This window comes from Geobacillus subterraneus, from assembly GCF_001618685.1.
Taxonomy (GTDB): Bacteria; Bacillota; Bacilli; order Bacillales; family Anoxybacillaceae; genus Geobacillus; species Geobacillus subterraneus.
Genome location: NZ_CP014342.1, coordinates 1,291,864 through 1,314,040, shown reverse-complemented (window position 1 = coordinate 1,314,040; position 22,177 = coordinate 1,291,864). Strand labels below are relative to the sequence as shown.

Genomic DNA, 22,177 nt, shown 5'->3' with positions numbered 1-22,177 from the left:
ATGATAAAAAAGACGCCCTGCCAACGCAGAGCGTCCTGTCTTTAAATTTGATTGTTTTCCATAAGCAACGACAAACATCCGACGGCAATTAACGAACCCCTCTCATCAACCGCTGGATGCTTGGCGCGAGCGCGAATAAGATCAAGCTTAAGACGAGCGCCGCCCCACCGATCGTGCCAAAATACGCCGTTTCATTCTCCGGCGTGTAAAAGCGGACGAGCTGGGCGTTGATCGCTTGCGCCGCAGCGTTTGATAAAAACCAAAGGCTCATCGTTTGCGCCGAAAACGCCGCCGGGGCGAGTTTCGTCGTCGCTGACAGGCCGACCGGCGACAAGCAAAGCTCACCGAGCACAACGATGAAATAGCTCAACACAAGCCAAATCGGATGGACGAGCTCTCCGGCGCTGAAATATCCCGGCACGAGGATGACGATAAACGACAGGCCGGCAAACAAAAGGCCAAGGGCAAATTTTTGTGGGATCGTCGGCTGCCGTTTGCCAAGCTTCACCCACATCCAAGCGAACACCGGCGCTAAGATGATAATGAACAATGGGTTGAGCGACTGAAACCAAGCTGGCGAGAGATGAATGCCAGCGACATCCAACTGTGTCCGTTTATCCGCATAGTTCGCCAAAATGGTCGACCCTTGTTCCTGGATGGCCCAAAACATCGCCGAAGCGACAAACAGCGGAATGTAGGCGATGACGCGCGACCGCTCTTCGGCCGTCGTTTTCGGGCTGCGGTACATCACGACAAAATAAATGATCGGAATGATGATGCCTAAAATACCGACGAGCGAAATAAACGTTTCCACCGTAAACCAGCCGTTTGGAATCAAGATCGCGAGCAGCACAGCCATGACGACCGCTGCGGCCGCAGCGATCACAGCCGTTTTTTTCTTTTCAGCCGGCGTCAGCGGGTTTGGTACATACGTTCCCGCCTGCCCGAGATTTTTCTTTCTTGTCGCCACAAACACAACAAGCCCAAGAAACATGCCGACAGCGGCGAGCCCGAACCCGAGGTGGAAGTTGTATTTCATCCCGGCCGTGCCGACAACAAGTGGAGCCAAAAACGCCCCGAGGTTAATGCCCATGTAAAAAATGCTGAATCCGGCGTCGCGGCGGTCATCGCCAGGCTTGTACATATCGCCGACAATGCTGGAGACGTTCGGCTTTAACAACCCGGTGCCAAGAACGATGAGCGCCATCGACACAAACAGCGCCGCCGCCCCGCCAGGCAACGCCAACGCGATATGGCCAGCCATAATGAGAATGCCGCCATAAAAGACTGCCCGTGAAGTTCCAAACACTCGGTCGGCGAGCCAGCCGCCGATGATTCCGGACATGTACACAAGCGCCCCGTAAATCGACATGATCGCGAGCGCCAACTGTTCGTCGAGCCCTAGCCCGCCTTTCGACACTTCATAATACATGTAATACACTAAAATGGCACGCATGCCATAGTACGAGAAGCGCTCCCAAAACTCCGTAAAAAAGAGCGTGAACAGCCCTTTCGGATGGCCGAAAAAGCCTCGCTGGGGAACGCTGGCAGCGATTTCTTGCTTATTGATTGATGACATGACAAACCCTCCTTTAATTCTTTTACTATAATAATTTATTCTGTTTATATTGTCAAAAAACTTTTATAGAAAGCTATGATTACATAAAAAACCGAGTTTTTTTCAACTTTATCTGAATAATATCACTTCATTGAACTACTCCCACTTTCGCTTCGAAGTGGGAGATTCCTACGAACTTCGCTTTATCGAGCGAATATCTTAGTAGGCGATCCCCACAGTTCCTGCGGTTAGAAGCCTGACGGCTTCGTTTTTGATATTCATACTTGCGTTCACATCTCGATCATGATGGGTACGGCACACGGGGCATTCCCATTCGCGCAAAGCGAGATGTTTCACGTCTTTATTTTGATAGCCACAGCACGAACAAAGCTGGCTGGACGGAAAGGTTTTCGCTACGGTGACGACTTGTTTCCCGTACCATTTGGCTTTGTATACGATCATGGTTTTAAACATTGACCATGATACTTCTTGAATGGCTTTTGCAAGGTTATGATTTTTTAGCATATTACCTACTGACAAATCTTCCATACCGATGATGTCGTGGTTTTTGACAATCTCGGTGGAGATTTTGTGTAGATAATCGTGTCGTGCGTTTGTGATTTTTTCATGCAATCGTGCAACTTTTATTCGTTGCTTATTCCAATTCGAACCGCCTTTTTTTCGTCTGGAAAGAATGCGTTGTGCTTTCGCTAGTTTCTTTTCTAACTGACGAAACCATTTCAGATTTTCATACTTTGTTCCATCGGAAAGAACGGCAAAGTCCTTTAAACCAACATCGATGCCAACGGCTGAACCCGTTTTAGGCAACTCTTGTACTTCTGCTTCAACTAAAATGGACACAACGTATTTCCCGCTCGGATTTCGTCTCACCGTAGCCGACAAAATGCGGCCTTCTACCTCACGGCTTTTTGCCAAACGAACAAACCCAAGTTTCGGAAGTTTGATTTTGTTTCCATCAATAGCAATATTTCCGTTTGTATATTTCGTTGTGTAGGATTGCACCTTATTCTTTTTCGATTTAAAGCGTGGTTTGTCGTTTTGCTTTTTCAAAAAGCGAGCATACGCATCGGCAAGGTTTTTCAATGAGGATTGTAGAGCAACACTATCCACTTCGTTTAACCAAGTTAATTCTTTTTTTAGTTGTGTTAATTGAGAAGAACAGGCATTATATGATAGCCCTTTCCCTGTTTCTTTGTAAGCATCCTCCCATTTCGCTAAAAAATAGTTGAATACAAAACGCGAGCAACCGAATGTTTTCGTCATCAACGCTTCTTGCTCTTTGTTTGGGTAGATACGGAATTTGTATGCTTTATTGACCATCATGACTTTCACCCCCTTTTGTGTTATTATATACATAGCATATCATAATTGATATTAAATGTATATCATTTTCAGGGGTGAAAGCATGGAAAAACAATCAGTTGTATTACGTTTCCCAAAAACTCTTTTAGAGAGAGTAGACAAATACAAAGAACAAAAAGGGTTTGGCACTCGCACACAAGCAATTTTTCACCTATTGCAAGTGGCTCTTGAACAATCAGAACGTCAAGAAAAAGAAAGCAATTCATCTCCCACCTAAAGAGGTGGGAGATGAATTGCTAATTTTAGATAAAAATACTGAATGGTCGCGATTTATTTTTTTGAACGCCCACCACTTACACTCACACCGAGAAGCGGAAGTCTTTTTTCGAAACGATGATAAAAAAAGTGCCCGCTGCCGGGCGCTTAGTGCACTGCCTTGGAAAACAGGCAGCGGTTATGGTGTTTTAACAAGCTCTTTCAAGCTGTTAGCTCCGCTCAACAAAGCTCCCAAAGCGGATCGTGCGGATCAAGCGGCACATCGGCCGGCCAGCCGCCCGCATCGAACGCGCTCGTCCGGCCGAGCAGCTGCCAAAACAGCTGTTCAAATTGCCTGACGGTGTAGCCTTCCGCCAGTTCGGGCGGGGTGTCAAAAAAGACGACGAGCACCGGATATGTCCCGGCCTGGCGGGACGTTTCGGCAAACTCGGCAAGAAGCGCCGCGAGCTCCTCGGCTGCCGCTATGTTGCACGGGTCGCCGGCAAACCCGTAGCGCAGATCGCCCAATGCGTACGCCTGCACCACCGAAATGCACGGAAATGGCCGGCTTGGATTCATCATGTTAGCTGCAAAAGCCGTAAACGCCTCCCGCTGCCATGGCAGCCATTGGTTTTTATCCGCCTGTTGGTTACACAATTGCATCTCTCCCCATCCCCCTTAGCACCGTTACATTGTGCTCGCGCCATAGGAGGATAGGTGAATGTCCGCAGCAAAGCTGGCCGGCAAATCGGTAAAAATTCGTTTCTGTAGGAACCTTCGTGTCGCCAAAGTTTCCACACTTTTCAACGAAGATCAGGAAACAGACATTATTCGTCACATTTCCCCTGCGATAAATGTGTTATACTTAATGTATTATAACAATAACACACTCGAGGGGGATTGGGAATGCTGTATCCGTATAACGGAAAACGACCGAACGTTCATGAAACGGTTTTTGTTGCGCCGGGCGCTTATTTGATTGGCGATGTCACCGTCGGTCCAGAATCAACGATTTGGTTTAACGCCGTGCTGCGCGGTGATGAAGGACCGATTACGATCGGCGCCCGCACGAGCATCCAGGACAATACGACATGCCATTTATATGCTGGCTCGCCGCTTGTTGTCGAGGATGAGGTGACAGTTGGGCATAACGTCGTGCTCCATGGCTGCACAATTCGCCGGCGTTCGATCATCGGCATGGGATCGACCATTTTAGACGGGGCGGAAATCGGTGAAGAATGCATCATCGGCGCCAACACGCTCATTCCGTCTGGCAAAAAAATTCCTCCGCGCTCGCTTGTCATCGGCTCTCCTGGCCAGGTCGTCCGCGAGCTGACGGACAAAGATTTGGCGCTCATCCAGCTGTCGATCGATACATACGTGCAAAAAGGAAAAGAGTATCGCGAGCAGCTGGCGGGAAGCGATCAAAACCGCGACTAAACAAAATAAGGACGGATGGTCAGCAGGGAAACCGGTCCGTGCATACAAGACGAGGCCGACCCAAAAGGTCGTCTGTTTCCAAGAGAAATACAAGATATAGCATAGCATAAGTATTCAGTGCGTATATATAGTGATGAAAGAGGGTGTCCCGATCCTTTTGGGACACCCTCACCAATGGTAAGCCATCTGTCCTTATTCATGTGAAAAAGCCTTATTCGTCCGCGTTTTTCACAATCGTTGCGATCCCTTGGCCGACGCCGATGCACATCGTCGCCAATCCATAGGTAACGCCACGTTTTTGCATTTCGTAAATCAATGTCGTCAAAATGCGGGCACCGCTCGCCCCAAGCGGATGACCAAGGGCAATCGCCCCGCCGTTGACATTGACTTTCTCTCGGTCTAGTTCAAGCTGGCGGATGCACTCAAGCGCTTGCGAGGCAAACGCCTCGTTCAGCTCGACAAGCCCGATGTCATGAACGGACAGGCCGGCGCGGCGCAGCGCCTTGCGCGTCGCAAAAATCGGGCCGATCCCCATCACGGCTGGTTCGACGCCGGCGACAGCCGACGTCACGTATTTGGCTAACGGCTTCAAACCGAGCGCTTTCGCTTTATCGGCACTCATCAACAACAGCGCCGCCGCCCCATCGTTCACACCCGAAGCATTGCCGGCTGTTACCGTGCCGTTTTCAAACAGCGGCGGCAGTTTTGCCAGCTTTTCAAGCGTCGTATCTGGACGCGGATGTTCATCCTTGTCAACAACAATCCGGTTGCCTTTTCGGTCGTGGTAAACGACCGGCACTAGTTCATCCGCAAATCGGTTCGTTTCCATCGCCCGTTTCGCCTTCATTTGGCTTTCATAGGCAAACTCATCTTGCGCCTCGCGCGTAATGCCAAACCGCTTCGCCACGTTTTCCGCCGTTTGCGGCATGCTGTCGGTGCCGTACATTTCGTGCAGTTTCGGATTGATAAAGCGCCAGCCGATCGTTGTATCATACATTTCGATATTGCCGCGCGGAAAATCGCTTGACGGCTTCGCCATCACAAACGGAGCGCGCGTCATGCTTTCTACCCCGCCGGCGATCACGATATCCGCCTCGTCGGCGAAAATCGCCCGCGCCGCATAATTCACAGCATCAAGCCCAGAACCACACAGCCGATTGACCGTCACACCGGCAACTTCCTTGGGCAGCCCGGCTAACAGCGCCGCCATGCGGGCGACGTTCCGGTTGTCTTCGCCAGCCTGATTGGCGTTGCCAAAGACAACATCATCAATTTGTTCAACCGGTACATTCGGGTTTCGCTCAATGAGCGCCCGAATAACGATCGCACCCAAATCATCCGGCCGCACCTCTTTTAGCACCCCTTTGTAGCGGCCAATCGGCGTGCGCACGGCATCGACAATCACGACTTCTCTTCCCATTCTCTCTCCCCCTTAAAAAACGGCCTTAGATAGCCGTTTCATTCTTGATGGATCGTACAGCTAGATGAAACTCCGTACGGCAACAGCATCGCTAGAGGGCATCCCCTCCCCCGCGCTTTTTTGCTTCTATCGATGTCCCTCGGTTTCAGTCTTGTTTTGTATAATCGTAAACTCCTCTGCCCGTTTTGCGGCCGAGCCGCCCCGCTTTCACATACTGCTCAAGCAGCGGCGCTGGGCGGTATTTTTCGCCCAACTTTTCATGCAAATATTTTAAGTTATTCAGCCGTGTATCGAGCCCGACTAAATCGGCCAGCTCAAACGGACCCATCGGGAAGTTGAGGCCAAGTTTAATCGCTTTATCAATGTCTTCTGGCGTGCCGACGCCTTCTTGAAGCATATAAAACGCTTCATTGCCGACAAGCGCGCTGATCCGGCTTGTTACAAACCCAGGAAACTCATTGACAACAACCGTCTCTTTCCCCATTCGCTCGGCGGCTTCTTTCACGACTTGCGCCGTTTCGTCGCTCGTTTCCAAGCCGCGGATGATTTCGACAAGCTTCATCTTATGCACCGGATTGAAAAAGTGCATGGCGATAACCCGCTCCGGCCGCTTCGTAAACGAGCCGATTTCCGTCGGACTCATCGTTGATGTGTTCGTCGCCAAATAGCACGACGCCGGCGCATGGGCATCAATCGTTTCGAATACTTGCTTTTTCAACTCTAGCTTTTCCGGCACCGCCTCAATCACCAGATCGGCATCCTGCACCGCAGCAGCCAGATCAAGCGAATAGGAAAGACGCATTTCCGCTTCTTGACGTGCACCAGGCGTCAATTTTCCCCGAGCGACCGCTTGCTCAAAAATGGCGGTGATTTCGCTTCGAGCACTGTTTAGTTGTTCTTGCTTAACATCAACCAGTGTCGTCTGAAACCCGCCGACAGCGCCGACGTAAGCAATTCCTCTTCCCATTACGCCACTGCCGACAACAACGAGACGTTCAATCATCGTTCTTTCCCCTCTCTTTTTCATTCGTATTGTGGATGACGCAACACGCTGAAAGTCTGGCCGCGTTCTATCATTGCCGATCCATCTATAAACGCGTTCTTAGGCACCATGCCTGCGACTGCCTTCGACACCGTGTGGATGGAACGGATGCGGGCCGTCAAACAGCGACGTCGCCATCGACTCTTTAAAAACGCTTCCAAACATGTTTAAACATCGAATACTATATTACGTTTACATGACTTACGTTTATATAACGCAATATAGCTTTGCTATACTTTAAAATAGATGAAATATTCAAAAATGTCAATGCTTTTGTTCAACACTTTGAAGCAAAAAAAATGGCTCGGCATGGCATTCAATGAGGCAACAAAGGAATCAGCAGAAAAAACACACTAGATCTTCCCGCTAGACAATCAGAAAGAGAGGCAACTCGTTGAGGAGCACATAGATCACGATAGCAAGATGACATATGAGAAAAAGAGAAGTGGGAACGCTTCTTTCCTTCACTATCAAAGCGTATCTCCCGCCTTCATTTCCACAAAGGCGGGAGACTTCCTGATGAGGTCATCGTCTGTTTTTCACTATCAAAGTTTCATAATCCCCCCCGTGCTCGCGGATGTCACATGTTTCGAGTAGCGGGCGAGGTAACCGGTTTTCACTTTCGGCTCAAAGCCTTTCCAGTTCGCTTTCCGTCTTTCGAGCTCTTCATCGGACAGCTTGACGTTGATCGTCCGTTTCACTGTATCGATTTCGATCATGTCGCCGTCTTCAATGAAGGCGATCGGTCCGCCTTCAGCCGCTTCCGGGGAGACGTGGCCGATTGACAAGCCGCGCGAGGCGCCGGAGAACCGCCCGTCGGTCACAAGCGCCACCTTTGTGCCGAGCCCCATGCCGACAATTTGCGATGTCGGCGCGAGCATTTCCGGCATGCCCGGTCCGCCTTTTGGCCCTTCATAGCGGATGACGACGACATGCCCCGGTTGGATTTTGCCGCTGGCGATGCCTTCAAGCGCTTCTTCTTGCGAATCGAAGACGATGGCCGGCCCTTCATGGCGCGTGATACCGCCTTGAACGGCACCGGTTTTAATGACAGCGCCGTCTGGAGCCAAGTTGCCGAACAAAATGGCGAGCCCGCCCGTTTCCGAATACGGGTTATCGATTGGCCGGATGACATCATAGTTTTTTACTTCACAGCCGGCGATGTTTTCCCCGAGCGTTTTGCCGGTAACAGTGAGCGTGTCTAAATGGAGTGCGCCTTCTTTTTTCGACAGCTCGTTCAACACCGCCGATACGCCGCCGGCCTCGTGCAAGTCCTCGATATAATGGACATCCGACGCCGGAGCGAGCTTCGCCAAATGCGGCACGCGCGCCGCCACTTCGTTAATCCGCTCGAGCGAATAGTCGATGCCGGCCTCATTGGCGATCGCGAGCGTATGCAGCACCGTGTTCGTCGAGCCACCAAGCGCCATATCGAGCGCAAACGCGTTGTCGATCGCTTTTTCCGTAACGATGTCACGAGGTTTAATATCGTGTTCGATCAAATACATGAGCTGTTTCGCCGATTCGCGGACAAGCTCTTTGCGCGCCGGGTCAACCGCTAAAATTGTGCCATTGCCCGGCAAGGCGAGCCCCAGCGCCTCAGCCAAACAGTTCATCGAGTTGGCCGTAAACATGCCCGAACACGACCCGCACGTCGGACAGCCGTACCGCTCAAGTTCCATCAGCCCTTCTTCATCAAGCGAGCCGCCTAGATACGCCCCGACTCCTTCAAACACGGACGAGAGTGAAATTTTCCGCCCGTCTTTCGTCACGCCGGCTTTCATCGGCCCGCCGCTGACGAAAATCGTCGGAATGTTGAGCCGCATCGCTGCCATCATCATTCCTGGCGTAATTTTGTCACAGTTCGGAATGCACACCATGCCGTCAAACCAGTGGGCGGAAACAACGGTTTCAATCGAGTCAGCGATAATTTCCCGGCTCGGGAGTGAATAGCGCATCCCGATATGGCCCATGGCGATGCCGTCATCGACACCGATCGTATTCATTTCAAATGGCACGCCGCCCGCTTCGCGGATCGCCTCTTTGACAATTTTTCCGAACTCTTGCAAATGGACGTGCCCGGGAATAATGTCAATGTACGAGTTCACCACTGCGATAAACGGTTTGTCAAAATCTTCTTCTTTCACGCCCGCCGCCCGCAATAAGCTCCGGTGCGGGGCGCGGTCAAATCCTTTTTTAATCATGTCGCTGCGCCGTGTTTTCATTGAGCGTCCCTCCATCGATCAGATTGATAGGTTGCTAGTATTGTACCACTTTTTCTAATAAAATGACAATTATCTTTATTCTGAATGCGTTTTCACATTTTGTAACCTCTGTCCGAAAGAAGTCTCCCACTTCGAAACGAAGGGAAAGTGGGAGATGAATTTCGGTTCAATCTCAAAAAGGAAGGCCTGAAACAGTTAGGTATGGCCTAACTGGATCTCGAACCGTGGGGCACACGGGGATCGCTCGGTCAACTTCCTGCCGTTAGACGGGATGACCCGAGAAACTCCCACCTCGAAGCGTTAGCGTAGGTGGTGGGAGTATGTCACACAATATTTCCTAAATCTAAGGAACGTTGTCACATCAGCTTCTCATCTCATGCAGCCCCATGTCGGCAGAGGCGGGCTTGATTTCATCAGACTCCTGCGGCAGAGCGGCGTAAAAATGGGTGGCTCCCCTTGACATTCCCGGCGTTTAGGGGCATAATTTCTTACAAACTATAAAATGGTTGAGCGGATGCTTGACAATCAACCAACGGGAACGGCACGGGACTAGTAAACCGAGGGAACGCGCCAGAGAGTGGAACCCATAGGCTGGAAGGTTCCTCGCGGGAAGCCGGTTGAACCTGCCCTAGACGGCCGCTTATGCAAACATAAGCCGCATGCCTGCGTTACAGGCTAGAGGTGGGCGCTTTGTGCGCCAAAAAAGGTGGTACCGCGGAACGCTTTTCCGTCCTTTTGCAAAAGGAGGAAAAGCGTTTTTTATTGGCCGCCTTCCCAGCTGGCGGCAAAGAACAATGGCATCGACAGCGGCAAAACACGCAAAGGAGGGAATCCCATGAAACGGCAGCGCGTCGTTGTCAAAATCGGGAGCAGTTCGCTCACGGATCCAAAAGGCGGCCTTTGCCATGACAAGCTGCTCGACCATGTCAAAGCGATCGCCTATATGAAACAGCTCGGCCATGACGTCATTCTCATCACGTCCGGTGCGGTTGCGGCCGGGTTCGGGCCGTTAGGCTACCCGGCGCGGCCGACGACGATCGCCGGTAAACAGGCGGCTGCCGCCGTCGGACAAAGCTTGTTGATGCAGGCGTACAGCGCGGCGTTCGCCCAATTCGGCTTCACCGCCGCCCAATTGTTGTTGACGCGCAGCGATTTTTACAGCCGCGAGCGGTTTCGCAACTTGTTTGCGACGATCACGACATTGCTTGAACACGGCGCCGTGCCGATCATTAACGAAAACGACTCCGTTTCCGTCGAAGAGTTGACATTTGGCGACAATGATATGCTATCAGCGCTTGTCGCCGGCTTTCTGCACGCCGATGCGCTCGTTTTACTCACCGACATTAACGGGCTGTACGACGCCAATCCGAAAACGAACCCGCAGGCGAAAAAGTACGCCTTTTTGCCGGAGATTACAAGCGAGATGCTCGCCTCAGCCGGCGGCAGCGGCTCAGCGGTCGGCACCGGCGGCATGCGCTCAAAGCTGTTCGCCGCGCAAAAGGCGCTCTCATTTGGGGTCAGCGTCTTCATCGGCACGGGAAGCGGCCAAGAAAAACTGGCTGATATTTTAGCCGGAAAAGGCGACGGTACGTATATCGGCGTTCCGTTTCCGAAACAAATGCAAATGCGCAAGCAATGGATCGCCTATCATGCACCCGTTTCCGGCACGATCACGGTTGACAGCGGTGCCGAGGAAGCGCTGCTTGCCCGTGGGAAAAGCTTGCTTCCGGCCGGCGTCACGGCCGTTTCCGGCGACTTCCATGCGATGGATGTCGTCGACGTCGTCAACGAAAAAGGCATTACCATCGGCCGCGGCCAAGTGTATTACGCCGCCGCCGATTTGAAAAAAGTGAAAGGGCGGCCGAGCGAAGAGGCGCGGCAATACTCTTACCTTCACCGCCCGGAAGTCATCCACCGCGACAATTGGGTCACTTTGCGAAAGGAGCGTGTACAAAGATGAACGAACTGCTTGAAAAAGCCGAACGGTTGAAAACGGCGTCACAAACGTTGGCCATGCTGTCTACCGAAGAAAAAAATGCGGCGTTGGAACAGATCGCCAAAGCCATCGACCGCGAACGCACCGTCATTTTGGCGGAGAACGAAAAAGATATGGCCGCCGGCCGCGCGCAAGGGCTGTCGCCGGCTTTGCTTGACCGGCTGCAGCTCACGAATGAACGGATCGATCAAATCATCGGCGGCGTCCGCCAAGTCACCTCATTGCCTGACCCGGTCGGGGAAGTCATCGAGGAGTGGACGCGGCCGAACGGGCTTCGCATTCAAACGGTGCGCGTGCCGCTTGGGGTGATCGGCATGGTGTATGAGGCGCGCCCGAACGTGACGGTCGATGCCGCCAGCCTTTGCCTAAAAACGGGCAACGCCGTCCTGCTCCGCGGCAGCTCATCAGCGCTTCATTCCAACAAAGCGCTTGTTGCCGTCATGAAAGAGGCGCTTCGCACAACGGCCATCCCGGAAACAGCCATTGAGCTGCTCGAAGACACGAGCCGGGAAACGGCCCAGCGCATGTTCCGCCTCAACGAGTATCTTGATGTCCTCATTCCGCGCGGCGGAGCGGGGCTGATCCGCTCGGTCGTCGAAAACGCCACCGTGCCAGTGCTCGAGACCGGTGTCGGCAACTGCCATATTTTCATCGACGAATCAGCCGAGCGGCCGATGGCGGTCGATATCGTCTTAAACGCCAAACTGCAGCGTCCGTCCGTCTGCAACGCCGTCGAAACGGTGCTCATTCATGAACGGTGGCCACATGCTAGCGAACTGCTTGATGCGCTTCACGCTCGCGGCGTCGAGCTGCGCGGCGACCACCGCCTTGCCGCTATGTATCCGTTTGTCCACGAAGCGACGGAAGAAGACTGGCATACGGAATATTTGGCGCCGATTTTAGCCGTGAAACTCGTTGCCGATGTCGATGAAGCGATTCAGCATATCCGCCGCTACGGGACGAAACATTCGGAAGCGATCATCACCGAAAACGAGGCGCACGTCCGCCGCTTTTTCCAAGCGGTCGACGCGGCGGTCTTGTACCATAACGCGTCCACCCGCTTCACGGATGGCGAACAGTTCGGCTACGGGGCAGAAATCGGCATCAGCACGCAAAAGCTGCACGCCCGCGGGCCGATGGGGCTTGTGGCCATCACGACAACGAAATCGCTCGTGTACGGGACAGGGCAAATTCGAACCGTGTAACCAAGGGCGGGAAGCGGGAACCCCTGCACTCCCGTCCTTTCGATGCACACAACGATCAGGAAAGAAGGGATGCCACGATGCCGTTCATTGATTTTCGCAGCGATACCGTGACCAAACCGACGCCAGAGATGCGCCGGGCGATGTCAGAAGCCGAAGTTGGTGACGACGTATACGGCGAAGATCCGACCGTCAACCGTTTAGAAGCGTTGGCGGCCAAAATGCTTGGAAAAGAAGACGCCTTGTTCGTCACAAGCGGCACGCAAGGAAACCAAGTCGCCATCTTGACGCATTGCCGCCCGGGGGATGAGGTGATATTGGAAGCCGAATCGCACATTTTCTTGTATGAGGCGGGAGCAGCAGCGGCGCTCGCCGGTGTCCAAACGCGGCCGATCCGCGGAACAAACGGTGCGATGGACCCGGATGACATCAAAAAAGCGATCCGCAGCGACGACATCCACCATCCGTGGTCCGGGCTCGTTTGCTTGGAAAATACCCATAACAAAGCCGGGGGAAAAGTCATTTCCGTGGAAACGATGAAAGCGATCTACCATGTCGCCAACGAACGCAGCGTTCCCGTCCACCTTGACGGAGCGCGGCTGTTTAACGCCGCCGTCGCCGCCGGAGTGCCGGTAACGGATTTCACGCAATATGCCGATACGGTGCAAATCTGCCTCTCAAAAGGACTGTCCGCACCGGTCGGATCGGTGCTGGCCGGCAGCCGCGCATTCATTAAGGAGGCTCGCAAATGGCGGAAGCGGCTCGGCGGCGGTCTGCGCCAAGCCGGCGTCTTGGCTGCGCCGGGCATCATCGCCCTTGAAACAATGGTCGACCGCCTTGCCGAAGACCACGCAAACGCCCGCCTGCTCGCGAACGGGCTGGCGGCCATTCCCGGCTTGTCCGTCGATGTCGATGGAGTCGAAACGAACATCGGCCTTTGCCATATTCACGACACCGGGCTTTCCAACGAAGCGTTTATCGCCCTTTTGAAAGCGGCCGGCATTTTGGCCAGCCCATTTGATGACGGCGTCATTCGCTTCGTCACCCACCGGGAAATCACCACCGATCTAGTGCAAACCGCACTCGAACGAATCAAGCAGCAATTGTCCTAACAGATTCAGTGAATAGGTATGAGTTTTCATCCTTCCCGATTTGGAAACACCTTTTGAACACTATATTTCTTTTTTCTGAAAGGCAATAGATTTTGTAAAATATCGTTTTCCTTTACAGTCCCTTCTAACCAGAAAACGACCTGGACCGCCTAATGGCTTTCGGGTCGTTTTCGTTGTTCTCCATCCCTGCTTTCTGTCAACGTTCGCTTCGCGGTGCCGCAAACACCCAGCAACGGCTGCCGATGAAATTCACCGCCATGCCCATGACCGTGGCCACACCTTTCGCGAGCCAAAGCGGGCCGAGCCGTTCGGCCGCCAACAAGACGACAAGCGACCCCCCGAGCGACAGCCCGTTGACCGCAAGAAACCGAAGCAATTCCCCGATATTCGCCCTTTGCTTCATTTGAAACGTCCAGCGCCGGTTCCAAACGTAGCTGTTCGCCACCCCGGCGCCGTAAGAACCGACTTGCGCCACGGCCGCAGGAACGCCTGCGGCGGTGAGCAGAAAAAAGACAGCGAAGTCGACCGCCGTATTGCCCACCCCGACGACGGCAAACCGCCATATGGCTTGTTTTTCTTTACGGAATGTAGGAAGACTTTCGTTCATGTCTCGTTCCGACTCCCCATGTTTCATTGACAATATATAGAGGCCGCTCTTTCACTTCATCGTAAATGCGGCCGATGTATTCACCGGTAATCCCAAGCATCGTCATCGTCGCTCCGTTGCAAAACAGCATGACCATCAACAGCGATGCCCATCCGGCCACGATCGAATGGGTGAACCACTTCAAGTACAACACCGCCATCATGCCGATTGCACTTGCCGCCGACAAAGCAAACCCAAGCCAGCTCGCCAATTTGAGCGGCTTATGCGAAAATGATGAAAGGCCATCGAGTGAAAAGCGAATCATCTTTTTGAGCGGGTATTTCGTCTTGCCAACCAGCCGCGGCTCTCGCTCGTATTCCACCTCTATGTGCCGAAAACCGACCCAGCTGACAAGCCCGCGGACAAAACGATTTCGCTCCCGCATATAGCGTAACTGATTACACACTTTCCGGTCAATGAGACGGAAATCGCCGGTATCAGCGGGAATGTCGATCTCGGTCGACGCCCGCAGCAAGCGGTAGAACACATACGCTGTCCATCGCTTGAACAACGTCTCCCCCTTCCGCTTGACGCGCCGGGCATAGACAACATCATACCCTTCTTTCCAACGCGCAATCATGTCCAAAATCAGTTCAGGAGGATCTTGCAAGTCGGCGTCAATGATGATGACAGCCTGACCAGAGGCGTAATCCATTCCTGCTGTAATCGCGATTTGATGGCCGAAATTGCGGGAGAAGTCAATGTACTTCACCGTCTCATCTTTCTCATATTGAACCCGATACCGACGACCGCAAAACTGCCAACCAGCCACGTCCATCGTTGCGTCATCACCGCCTTCATCAGCATCCAAGTCGCTAAGAGCAATGTGAACACCAATACGGCATCAATATTGTTCGTCCGCGCCACAGCGACGAACACCGGGAGCAAGAAAAGATGAAACTTGCCCACCGCGCCGCTGTCTGTCCGGCCCACGGTTTGGTGAAAAAATGAAACGAGCGGACTAGATTTTCATTTTCCCGATGCCGGCCATGTGCTATGATCAGAGTAAAGGAGGTGAAACTCATGGAAGGAGAAACGATCGTGCAGCAAATTCTAAAGGCGCTTGACCTGCATTCCGGTCAACTCCGTCAACAAATGAAGGAAATGGAAGATCGATTGCGCGCCGAGATTCAGGATACAGAAAATCGGCTGTATGCCAAAATTCGAGAGACGGAAGACCGGTTGCACCAAAAACTTTTGGATTTGGAAAAGCGCACGGATGCTCGATTTGAGCGCTTGGAAACGAAAATGAACTATTGGCGCCTTGAATGGTCGGAAACGCAGGAAACGGTTGACTTCCTCGCCCGCAAAACCCTCCAACATGAACGAAAACTCCGTTCCCGGGCTGGACAAAACGAAATCTCCTGAAAACGAAAAAGAAACAAGCCAACCGGCCGCCAGCATGTTTTTTGCTTGACGGCCGGTTGGGCTTTTGTCTCGTGCTTGCCGGCTTCTTTTTTGGACAGACAACCGCCTTGACCGATCATCGTTGTGTCGAACAGCAGCCAATGTTGCGGGGCGTTCTTCTTATTCGTTTCCTTGCTGCTTGGCGATGTCCGCGCCGGAAAACGCCGCTTTCATCGCTTCATACGACGGCTTCAGCCGCTCGTGGTAGCGCGGCGTCTCCCATGTCGGCCACGTGTACGTGTAAAACCGCTGAACCGGCAGCACATTCCCTTCCATCGCCGGGAACGAAAATGAGCGCTCCCCGTTGGCGACGTACACGCCGAGGCGGATGCCGGGGATGATCTCTCGGCTTTTTAGACCTTCTTTTGACCAGATATCGCCCATCACCTCGCGCCGGCTTGGATCGGTGACATTCAACAGCGCCCACGGCAGGCGAATTTCATACATATCACCGCGGCGGCTCACGCTGAGATCGGCAAGCGAGTCATAGGCCGCATCGGCCGGGTTGGCGGTGCCGAAGCGAAGCACCCCGGTTTCATACGAGTCAAACGGCACGGCCTTGCCATCTGCTTCTTCGAGCTTTTTATTCAGCGTCAACCGGATCGGGTGGTATACTCCGTTATCTTTGCGATGGGCGTACGGCGCCGCCGGCATCATGTGCAGCTGATAGCCGTAATGATAAGAAAACGTGTCATAGTAGCTGTCGACAAGCAGCCGGGCGCGCTGTTTTCCATGGATGACTAAAGCAAAGTCAATCCCCGACGTACGCATGCCGGAAAGGCCCGGGAGGCGCGATTGCCCTTGGCCTGGAATCGTATCAAACGCAATGTACGTCGTTGTTTCATCGGTGATGCGCGCACCGTCAAGCCGCACGTACAAATCCCCTTCATCGCTCGTGACATACAGCGCCCGCTCCCCGTCCGACCATACGGGATCGATTCCATTGAACGCCCAATCATCTTTCCGCCCATCGACTTGGATCGTCGCCGCTGCGCTTGGCCCCGGGTCGAAGCGAAGAAGACCGAAATGTTGTTCGTTCGTTTGTGCGTTCAGCCAAAATGGACGGCGGTCTGGATTGTCATACTCCATCGTATTCCACGTTCGTTTAAACCACTCATCTTGCCACGAAAACAACAGCCCGCCGGCCATTCGCTCATGAACGATATCTTCAAACAACTTCCGGTCGATCATCCCTTGTTCATGTTCCGACAGAAACCCTTGGTGTTTGCCGTGCACGTTTCGGTGCGCCATGCCGCGCGACGAAGGAACACCGAACTCGGCGACGAGAATCGGCATCCGGTGAGCGGCCTTCATCTCATGCAAGTAGCCGGCATAGCTGTTATGCTCGCCGCGCGAGTCAATATAGCGGATATATGTTTCTTCTCTGTTCAAAAAATCCGGATAATACGGATAAATATGATACGAAGCGAACCATCCGGCGCGCAGCTTGTCGGTGGCGTACATGACATTCGGATTGACGGAAACAAGATCTTCTTTGACAAACGGCTCGGCCGGATGACGAAGGAAATCGGTCGTCACCCAGTTGGTGAAACTCACGGGCCGCTGCCACCCATACGTTTCCGTCTCATAGCCGACCGCTTCGTCGACCGCACGCGCGAGCCACGCTTCAAACGGGCTTGCTCCCTTCGTATACACATATGTCCCGCGGTAATCCCCTGATCCGCGATGGGCTTTGTTCGTGGCGGCAACAACGTCCGGATCCCATTCGACGCCGAAAATCCACCCGAGGACATAAGGGGAAAGGTCATATCGGTACACTCCCCCGGCGTGGCCCGGCCGCTTTGGAATGTTGGCGTTGCCGTGGATGATGTCGATCGTGCGGCGAATCTCGGCACGAAACGCCCCGTCCACCGCGGGGGACCAAACATCTTTGATCCGAAGCATCATCGCTTCATCGATCCAAACGCCGTGAAACAAATAGAGCGGCTGCTTGGCGGTTTGATTGTATTCATAGAGCGCTTCGTAAAACGCCGGCGGATGGATCGTATAGACGCGGACGGCGTTCGCCCCCATCGCCCCGATATACTGAAGCCAGCGGAAGTATTCTTCCTTCGTGATGTTCGCCTCGCCCGGAAACGCGCCGGGTTTGCTGATGCCGAGGTTGACGCCTTTGATGAGCAATGGCTCCCACCGCCCGCGGCGGTATACTTGCAGATCGTCGCGCCCGACCGTCCCCGCCAAGCGGATGCCGTCCTGCTCCGCCGTTTCCGCAGCGGCAGGCTGCTTCTTCTCCTCCTGATACGTTTTGATTTCTTGCAAAATGGCTTTCATCATCGGCACATACACTTTCCAATAAAACGCCGTCTCATCATCCGGGCGGCTGCTCGCCGTCCACTTGCGCCATCGATCGAATCCAACCGTTTGGTAAATCGACGGCACACTGCCTTGATCAGCGTAATCGCCGCAAAAGTAGTACGACTGGTACGTGCGCGTCTCATAGCGGACAACGGCCGGAAACGAAACCGGAACCCCGATGGCGCGCAGTTTCTCGCTCCCGCGTTTGGAAAGCGACAACGTATAGGTCGCCAACACATCGTCCGGATCAAGCGGCTGGACGATGTCAAACCAGTACGAATAAGGAACGCGCTCGTGTTGGCCCCACCGCGCTTTCCCCGCTTTCGTATACGAAAACACGACGCCATCGCCGCCAAGATCGCGCCGGTCCAAAACGATCAACCGATCCCGTTCATCCACGAGCACAATTCCCGGACCGCGAAACGCAAACGGCGTCCCATATTGTTGTTCGTAGTTCTCCCTGACCCACGCCGGCACTTCCCGGCTGGATAAATCGGGAAAATAACGCCCGATCCCCCCCCGTCCAATGCAAGCCGAACAGCGATTCAAACGACGCGCGCACCTCCTGCGCTGTCGGGTGGGCCATCGAGTTGAATTCGGCGATCAACGTGTTTCCCCCTTCCCGGGCGAACCGCCAAAGCGCCTTCACCGTCTCGCCGTCCAGCCCGCCGTGCACTTTCGCCGACCGCGCCCCGTCCGTCCGCTGGCGAACAAATTCTTCTTCATAGACACCGTACGTGTCAGCGACATACACGGCATCATAGCGATCCATCGTGTTCGGAAGCGGACGCACTTCGTATGCCCCGCCGCCCTTTGGCACAAATCCGACATAATCGCGCGCCGCATCATACGTCTCACCGTTCCGGTGCACGTACTTTTGCGCCCGGAGCAGCCAAACAAGCCCTTGGTGCTCGCGGTACGACCGATCCGGCACCGTGTCATCGACAATGAGCAGCTCAAGCTCCGTTTCCGGCTTCAACCACCAAAGCCAATACGGCGCCGACAGAAGCAGCACCGCCAAGACAATATACACATAAAGCCAGCGTAACACCTTTTTCTCCATCTTCCCACTCTCCCTCACACCCGGTATCTTCCTTATAACAAAAGGAGCGCTTGTCCAGCAAGAACAAACAGGCATTTCTGCCCAAAAAGAAAAGAGACGTCGGGCCGTTCGTCCTCCCCCACTCGCTGAACATGCTCCAATGTCCGATCCCCGACACGAAACAGGCCTCTCTGATGGCTTCCGAAAACATGAGTCCGTCCATCACTCACATCCACACCCTTGCCGATCAAGGATGCGAGACTGAACGCAAGGTGAGGACAAGCGGATCCGGCTCCCCAGCGCCGAACCGCTTTGACCGCGCCCGCAAAACTCGCTATTGGAAAAACCGCGATGACGGTGTTGCATTCCCTCACTCCATCACCGGCTTTCGATGCGGCCATCCAACCGGGGCACGAAGTCGGCCTGCATCATTACCGTCAGATTACCGCTCCGCCACCGGCTCTCGCCGCGGCCATCCAACACGAAAAGGCAAGCTCCCGACAAGAGCCTGCCTTTTCATCATGAAAGTCTACCGATTCGGTTCGTATACATCCCACGTCCATTTGATCGACTCGACAATTTGCTCGGCCGCCTGTTCGGCCTCAAGCTCATTCAACACCACGCGGGAATGATGGAGGGCGTAAGCCGACTGCCGCTGGAAAAACAGCTGCTCCACCTCTTCCAACGTTTTGTTTTTCAGCACCGGGCGGCTGTCGACAATGAGCGGCAGCCGCTCTTCCTTCCAATGCTCCCACGACAAGTCAAGGAAAAAGACGATGCCGTGGGCCAAACAGGCGCGCCGCACGTCTTCCTGCAAATACGCTCCGCCGCCGAGCGAAAGGATTTTCAACCTTGTATTTGTGCATAAATCGACGATGAGTTCCCGTTCCACCTTTCGAAAATACGCTTCTCCTTTTTGCGCGAAAAGCTCCGGAATCGACATCCCTTGCCGCCGCTCGATTTCCGCGTCGACATCGATAAAATCGCGGTACAGCTTTTTCGCCACCAGCTGCCCGATCGTTGTTTTCCCCGCTCCCATAAAGCCGATTAAAATGATGTTCCGCTCGCGGAGCGGGATGGTGGTTTGCCTGCTCATGATGCATCCCCCTTTCGTGCCGAACCCGCTATATTTCCGTGTATAGCAGGAGGAAAAGTCATGGTCAAATAATCGTTTTCCAATCGCAGTTGCTTTTCAACAAAAACCGGTCAACGGCTGTACGTTTGCAAAATAGAAAGCACCGTCCGCACGTCATCGATCGGAATTTGCCCCGGAGCGGAGCTTTGGTTTCCGACAGCAAACGTCACCGCCGAACCAAACAGCCATCCAGCCAACCGAGTAATGGCGCCCAACCCCCCCATCGCCATCGTAATGAGCGGAATGGCAAGCTCGCGCCGCGCTTCTTCCGTCGCTTGCAACAAAACAAGCACATCTTCCGGCGATTTAGGCATAACCGCTACCTTGGCGATGTCGGCACCGTACCGCTCGGCTTGGCGCATGTCAGCCAAGAGCGTTTCCTTCCGCGGAGTGCCGTCAAAGTAATGGCGCGACACGACGAGCCAGACGCTGCATTCTTCCGTCATGCGGCGCACGTCGGCGATGCGTTCCCCATAAGCTAGCTCATAATCTACTAAATCGATTGCCCCGCTTCGACAGATTGCTTCGATCAACCGCCGCACTTCCGCTTCATTGAGCGGAATCGGCTGCCCCCCTTCCCGCTCGGAACGGATCGTAAACAAAATTGGAATCTCTCCCGCTATGTTCCGCAACCCGTTGGCCGTCGCCAATACGCGCTCTTGGTCATCAATCGCCCGAAAAAAATCAGCCCGCCATTCAAGCAAATCCGGTTGCTTCCGGCACACTTCCTCCGCCTCGCGCAACACTTTCCGGTCGTCTTCCCCAACAACGGGAGCGCAAATGCACGGCTCAGTACCGCCGATCCATATATTTCTGACCTTGATGGCCTTCGGTGAAATATTCATCGATGGTTCCCCCAATCATGGTTTGTCGAACAGAAAGCGGCGGCTAGCCGCAAAAAAAAACTACCAAGTGGGCAGAACAGCATGGCCCATCTGGATCTCGCGATGACTCTGCTACGCTTATACAAACGGAAAGCAAATTGTTCTTTATTATAATCCGATTGCCCCCTCTCTTCCCGCCATGCTTCAATCGTCTCCTTTTCCGCTCTTCGCAAGAAAAACGACCGGCCACGTTGAACGCCTAGAAGACTGGTGACTTAATGAAAAAACAGCTCAAAACCAGCTCTTCTCAAGTTGAGCAGCTCTGTAAAATCATCTCTTCTTTCCTGATGAACTCCATCGATTTGGTCAAGACCATCGTTTTTCACCGGCCTTCTAGCTCTTTAGTAGAAAGATTAGCAAAAAAATCATTGTTCAGCAATCTTGTACGCTGAACCATCCACATTTTTCTGCATTCGCTTGGTTTTCGCACCTCGGTGAGCATGGGAAAATCAAACGTTGAAGATTTTACGCCTCACACGCCTTTTTTCACCCTTGATCCGAAGAACAACGTACAAAAGTACATTTGTTGGAAATATTCAACGATTTAGGTTAGACTGAATGGCATTCATCTCTCACTTATTTTGGGCTACCCCCGTACAAAATGGAAGCGAGGGTCGTCTGTCGGAAAATAAAGAGCGAACATATGACTACCACCAATGTCCAAACGTTTTTTCTTTCTAAATCATATGCCAGCTTCTCCCTCAAGACGGATTTTCCCTCTTTTAGACGCAGCCATCCGCAATGCCCTTAAAACATGAAAAAACCCGGAAAGACGGCAAAAACCAGTTCTCTGCTGGGTTTTCGACATAACGATTCCCTTCTCGCTTATTCATTGTCACTTACGTCCTCTCAACGAGACCCAACTTGATCAAGAGCACCTTTGTTTTACTATTGATCTTCTAAGGCAACAAAAGGCTGTTTTGCCCCCTTGCATCCCTCGAAAATAAATGTGGTTATGTCAACTTGTACAGTTGACTGAAATCATCATCGTCCAAAAGCTTGATATATAAGTTGCAATTTTGTTTTACATGGCATTGTTCGCTCTTCTTGCCACCGTGCCAGCTTGTTAGGTGATAAAGTAAAGACGGACATGGAGGTCGGAATTTCTTTATTACAACCTATATAGATCAATTATTTCTTTCTTTCGATAATCGAAGAAAAAATCCTCATGCAC

General features: G+C 53.1%; 17 protein-coding genes and 1 pseudogene. 6 read left to right on the top strand and 12 right to left on the bottom strand.

Translation table 11 applies throughout. The features are described from left to right. Positions 1-88 precede the first annotated feature (88 nt). Together GS3922_RS06560 and tnpB are read right to left on the bottom strand one after the other, a co-directional pair. Positions 89-1,579: a peptide MFS transporter gene (locus GS3922_RS06560; RefSeq protein ID WP_063165693.1), complete on the bottom strand. Its 1,491-nt coding sequence runs from the start codon at positions 1,577-1,579 to the stop codon at positions 89-91. A 198-nt stretch (positions 1,580-1,777) separates the two neighbouring features. Then, positions 1,778-2,902 (bottom strand): IS200/IS605 family element RNA-guided endonuclease TnpB, encoded by a 1,125-nt coding sequence (gene tnpB / locus GS3922_RS06555; protein WP_063165692.1) that lies wholly within the window; start codon positions 2,900-2,902, stop codon positions 1,778-1,780. Positions 2,903-2,984: 82 nt separating this feature from the next. On the opposite strand from tnpB, the gene GS3922_RS17825 reads away from it, so the two are divergent. Continuing rightward, the gene (locus GS3922_RS17825; RefSeq protein ID WP_021095998.1) at positions 2,985-3,158 is read left to right on the top strand and encodes a ribbon-helix-helix domain-containing protein; all 174 of its coding nucleotides are present in this window, start codon (positions 2,985-2,987) and stop codon (positions 3,156-3,158) included. A 218-nt stretch (positions 3,159-3,376) separates the two neighbouring features. Here the strand turns inward: GS3922_RS17825 and GS3922_RS06550 are convergent, their stop codons facing one another. Then, entirely contained in the window at positions 3,377-3,799 is a 423-nt protein-coding gene (locus GS3922_RS06550; protein ID WP_063165691.1) for a YqcI/YcgG family protein, read from the bottom strand. 243 nt (positions 3,800-4,042) lie between these two features. Between GS3922_RS06550 and GS3922_RS06545 the strand changes: the two genes are divergently transcribed. Beyond that, positions 4,043-4,576 (top strand): gamma carbonic anhydrase family protein, encoded by a 534-nt coding sequence (locus GS3922_RS06545; RefSeq protein ID WP_063165690.1) that lies wholly within the window; start codon positions 4,043-4,045, stop codon positions 4,574-4,576. Between the two features lie 211 nt (positions 4,577-4,787). On the opposite strand, the gene pcaF is transcribed toward GS3922_RS06545, so the two are convergent. From pcaF to ilvD, 3 genes are all read right to left on the bottom strand, one after another. Next, entirely contained in the window at positions 4,788-5,996 is a 1,209-nt protein-coding gene (pcaF, locus tag GS3922_RS06540; protein WP_063165689.1) for a 3-oxoadipyl-CoA thiolase, read from the bottom strand. Positions 5,997-6,141: 145 nt separating this feature from the next. Further along, a complete protein-coding gene (locus GS3922_RS06535; protein WP_063165688.1) occupies positions 6,142-6,999 on the bottom strand; it encodes a 3-hydroxyacyl-CoA dehydrogenase in 858 nt (285 codons plus the stop codon). Positions 7,000-7,583: 584 nt separating this feature from the next. Continuing rightward, on the bottom strand, positions 7,584-9,263 hold the full coding sequence (gene ilvD, locus GS3922_RS06530) for a dihydroxy-acid dehydratase (protein WP_063165687.1): 1,680 nt from the start codon (positions 9,261-9,263) through the stop codon (positions 7,584-7,586). A gap of 835 nt (positions 9,264-10,098) precedes the next feature. Here ilvD and proB point away from each other — a divergent pair. The 3 genes from proB to ltaE all read left to right on the top strand — a co-directional run bounded on the left by proB (position 10,099) and on the right by ltaE (position 13,573). Continuing rightward, on the top strand, positions 10,099-11,223 hold the full coding sequence (proB, locus tag GS3922_RS06525; RefSeq protein ID WP_063165686.1) for a glutamate 5-kinase: 1,125 nt from the start codon (positions 10,099-10,101) through the stop codon (positions 11,221-11,223). Then, positions 11,220-12,464, top strand: a complete 1,245-nt coding sequence (locus GS3922_RS06520; RefSeq protein WP_063165685.1) for a glutamate-5-semialdehyde dehydrogenase — start codon at positions 11,220-11,222, stop codon at positions 12,462-12,464. The genes proB and GS3922_RS06520 overlap by 4 nt, the downstream gene beginning before the upstream one ends. Positions 12,465-12,541: 77 nt before the next feature. Beyond that, positions 12,542-13,573: a low-specificity L-threonine aldolase gene (gene ltaE, locus GS3922_RS06515; protein WP_063165684.1), complete on the top strand. Its 1,032-nt coding sequence runs from the start codon at positions 12,542-12,544 to the stop codon at positions 13,571-13,573. A 196-nt stretch (positions 13,574-13,769) separates the two neighbouring features. Here the strand turns inward: ltaE and GS3922_RS06510 are convergent, their stop codons facing one another. The 3 genes from GS3922_RS06510 to GS3922_RS17150 are packed head-to-tail and all read right to left on the bottom strand — an operon-like array spanning position 13,770 to position 15,128. Then, positions 13,770-14,180, bottom strand: a complete 411-nt coding sequence (locus GS3922_RS06510) for a GtrA family protein (protein ID WP_063165683.1) — start codon at positions 14,178-14,180, stop codon at positions 13,770-13,772. Further along, positions 14,152-14,997 carry a glycosyltransferase gene (locus GS3922_RS06505; protein WP_063165682.1) on the bottom strand — a complete coding sequence of 282 codons (846 nt, stop codon included), beginning with the start codon at positions 14,995-14,997 and terminating at the stop codon, positions 14,152-14,154. The genes GS3922_RS06510 and GS3922_RS06505 overlap by 29 nt, the downstream gene beginning before the upstream one ends. Further along, positions 14,928-15,128: a glycosyltransferase family 39 protein gene (locus tag GS3922_RS17150; RefSeq protein WP_225995623.1), complete on the bottom strand. Its 201-nt coding sequence runs from the start codon at positions 15,126-15,128 to the stop codon at positions 14,928-14,930. The genes GS3922_RS06505 and GS3922_RS17150 overlap by 70 nt, the downstream gene beginning before the upstream one ends. A 114-nt stretch (positions 15,129-15,242) precedes the next feature. Here GS3922_RS17150 and GS3922_RS06500 point away from each other — a divergent pair, with 114 nt between their 5' ends. After that, positions 15,243-15,587 carry a hypothetical protein gene (locus GS3922_RS06500; RefSeq protein ID WP_063165681.1) on the top strand — a complete coding sequence of 115 codons (345 nt, stop codon included), beginning with the start codon at positions 15,243-15,245 and terminating at the stop codon, positions 15,585-15,587. A gap of 159 nt (positions 15,588-15,746) precedes the next feature. Here the strand turns inward: GS3922_RS06500 and GS3922_RS06495 are convergent. The 3 genes and pseudogenes from GS3922_RS06495 to aroD form a co-directional block, all read right to left on the bottom strand. Then, a pseudogene (locus GS3922_RS06495) lies at positions 15,747-19,005 on the bottom strand (hypothetical protein). Between the two features lie 508 nt (positions 19,006-19,513). Continuing rightward, complete coding sequence (locus GS3922_RS06490; protein ID WP_011231542.1) at positions 19,514-20,080, bottom strand: shikimate kinase; 567 nt, start codon at positions 20,078-20,080, stop codon at positions 19,514-19,516. Positions 20,081-20,190: 110 nt separating this feature from the next. Continuing rightward, positions 20,191-20,964: a type I 3-dehydroquinate dehydratase gene (gene aroD, locus GS3922_RS06485; protein WP_011231543.1), complete on the bottom strand. Its 774-nt coding sequence runs from the start codon at positions 20,962-20,964 to the stop codon at positions 20,191-20,193. Between the last annotated feature and the right edge of the window lie 1,213 nt (positions 20,965-22,177).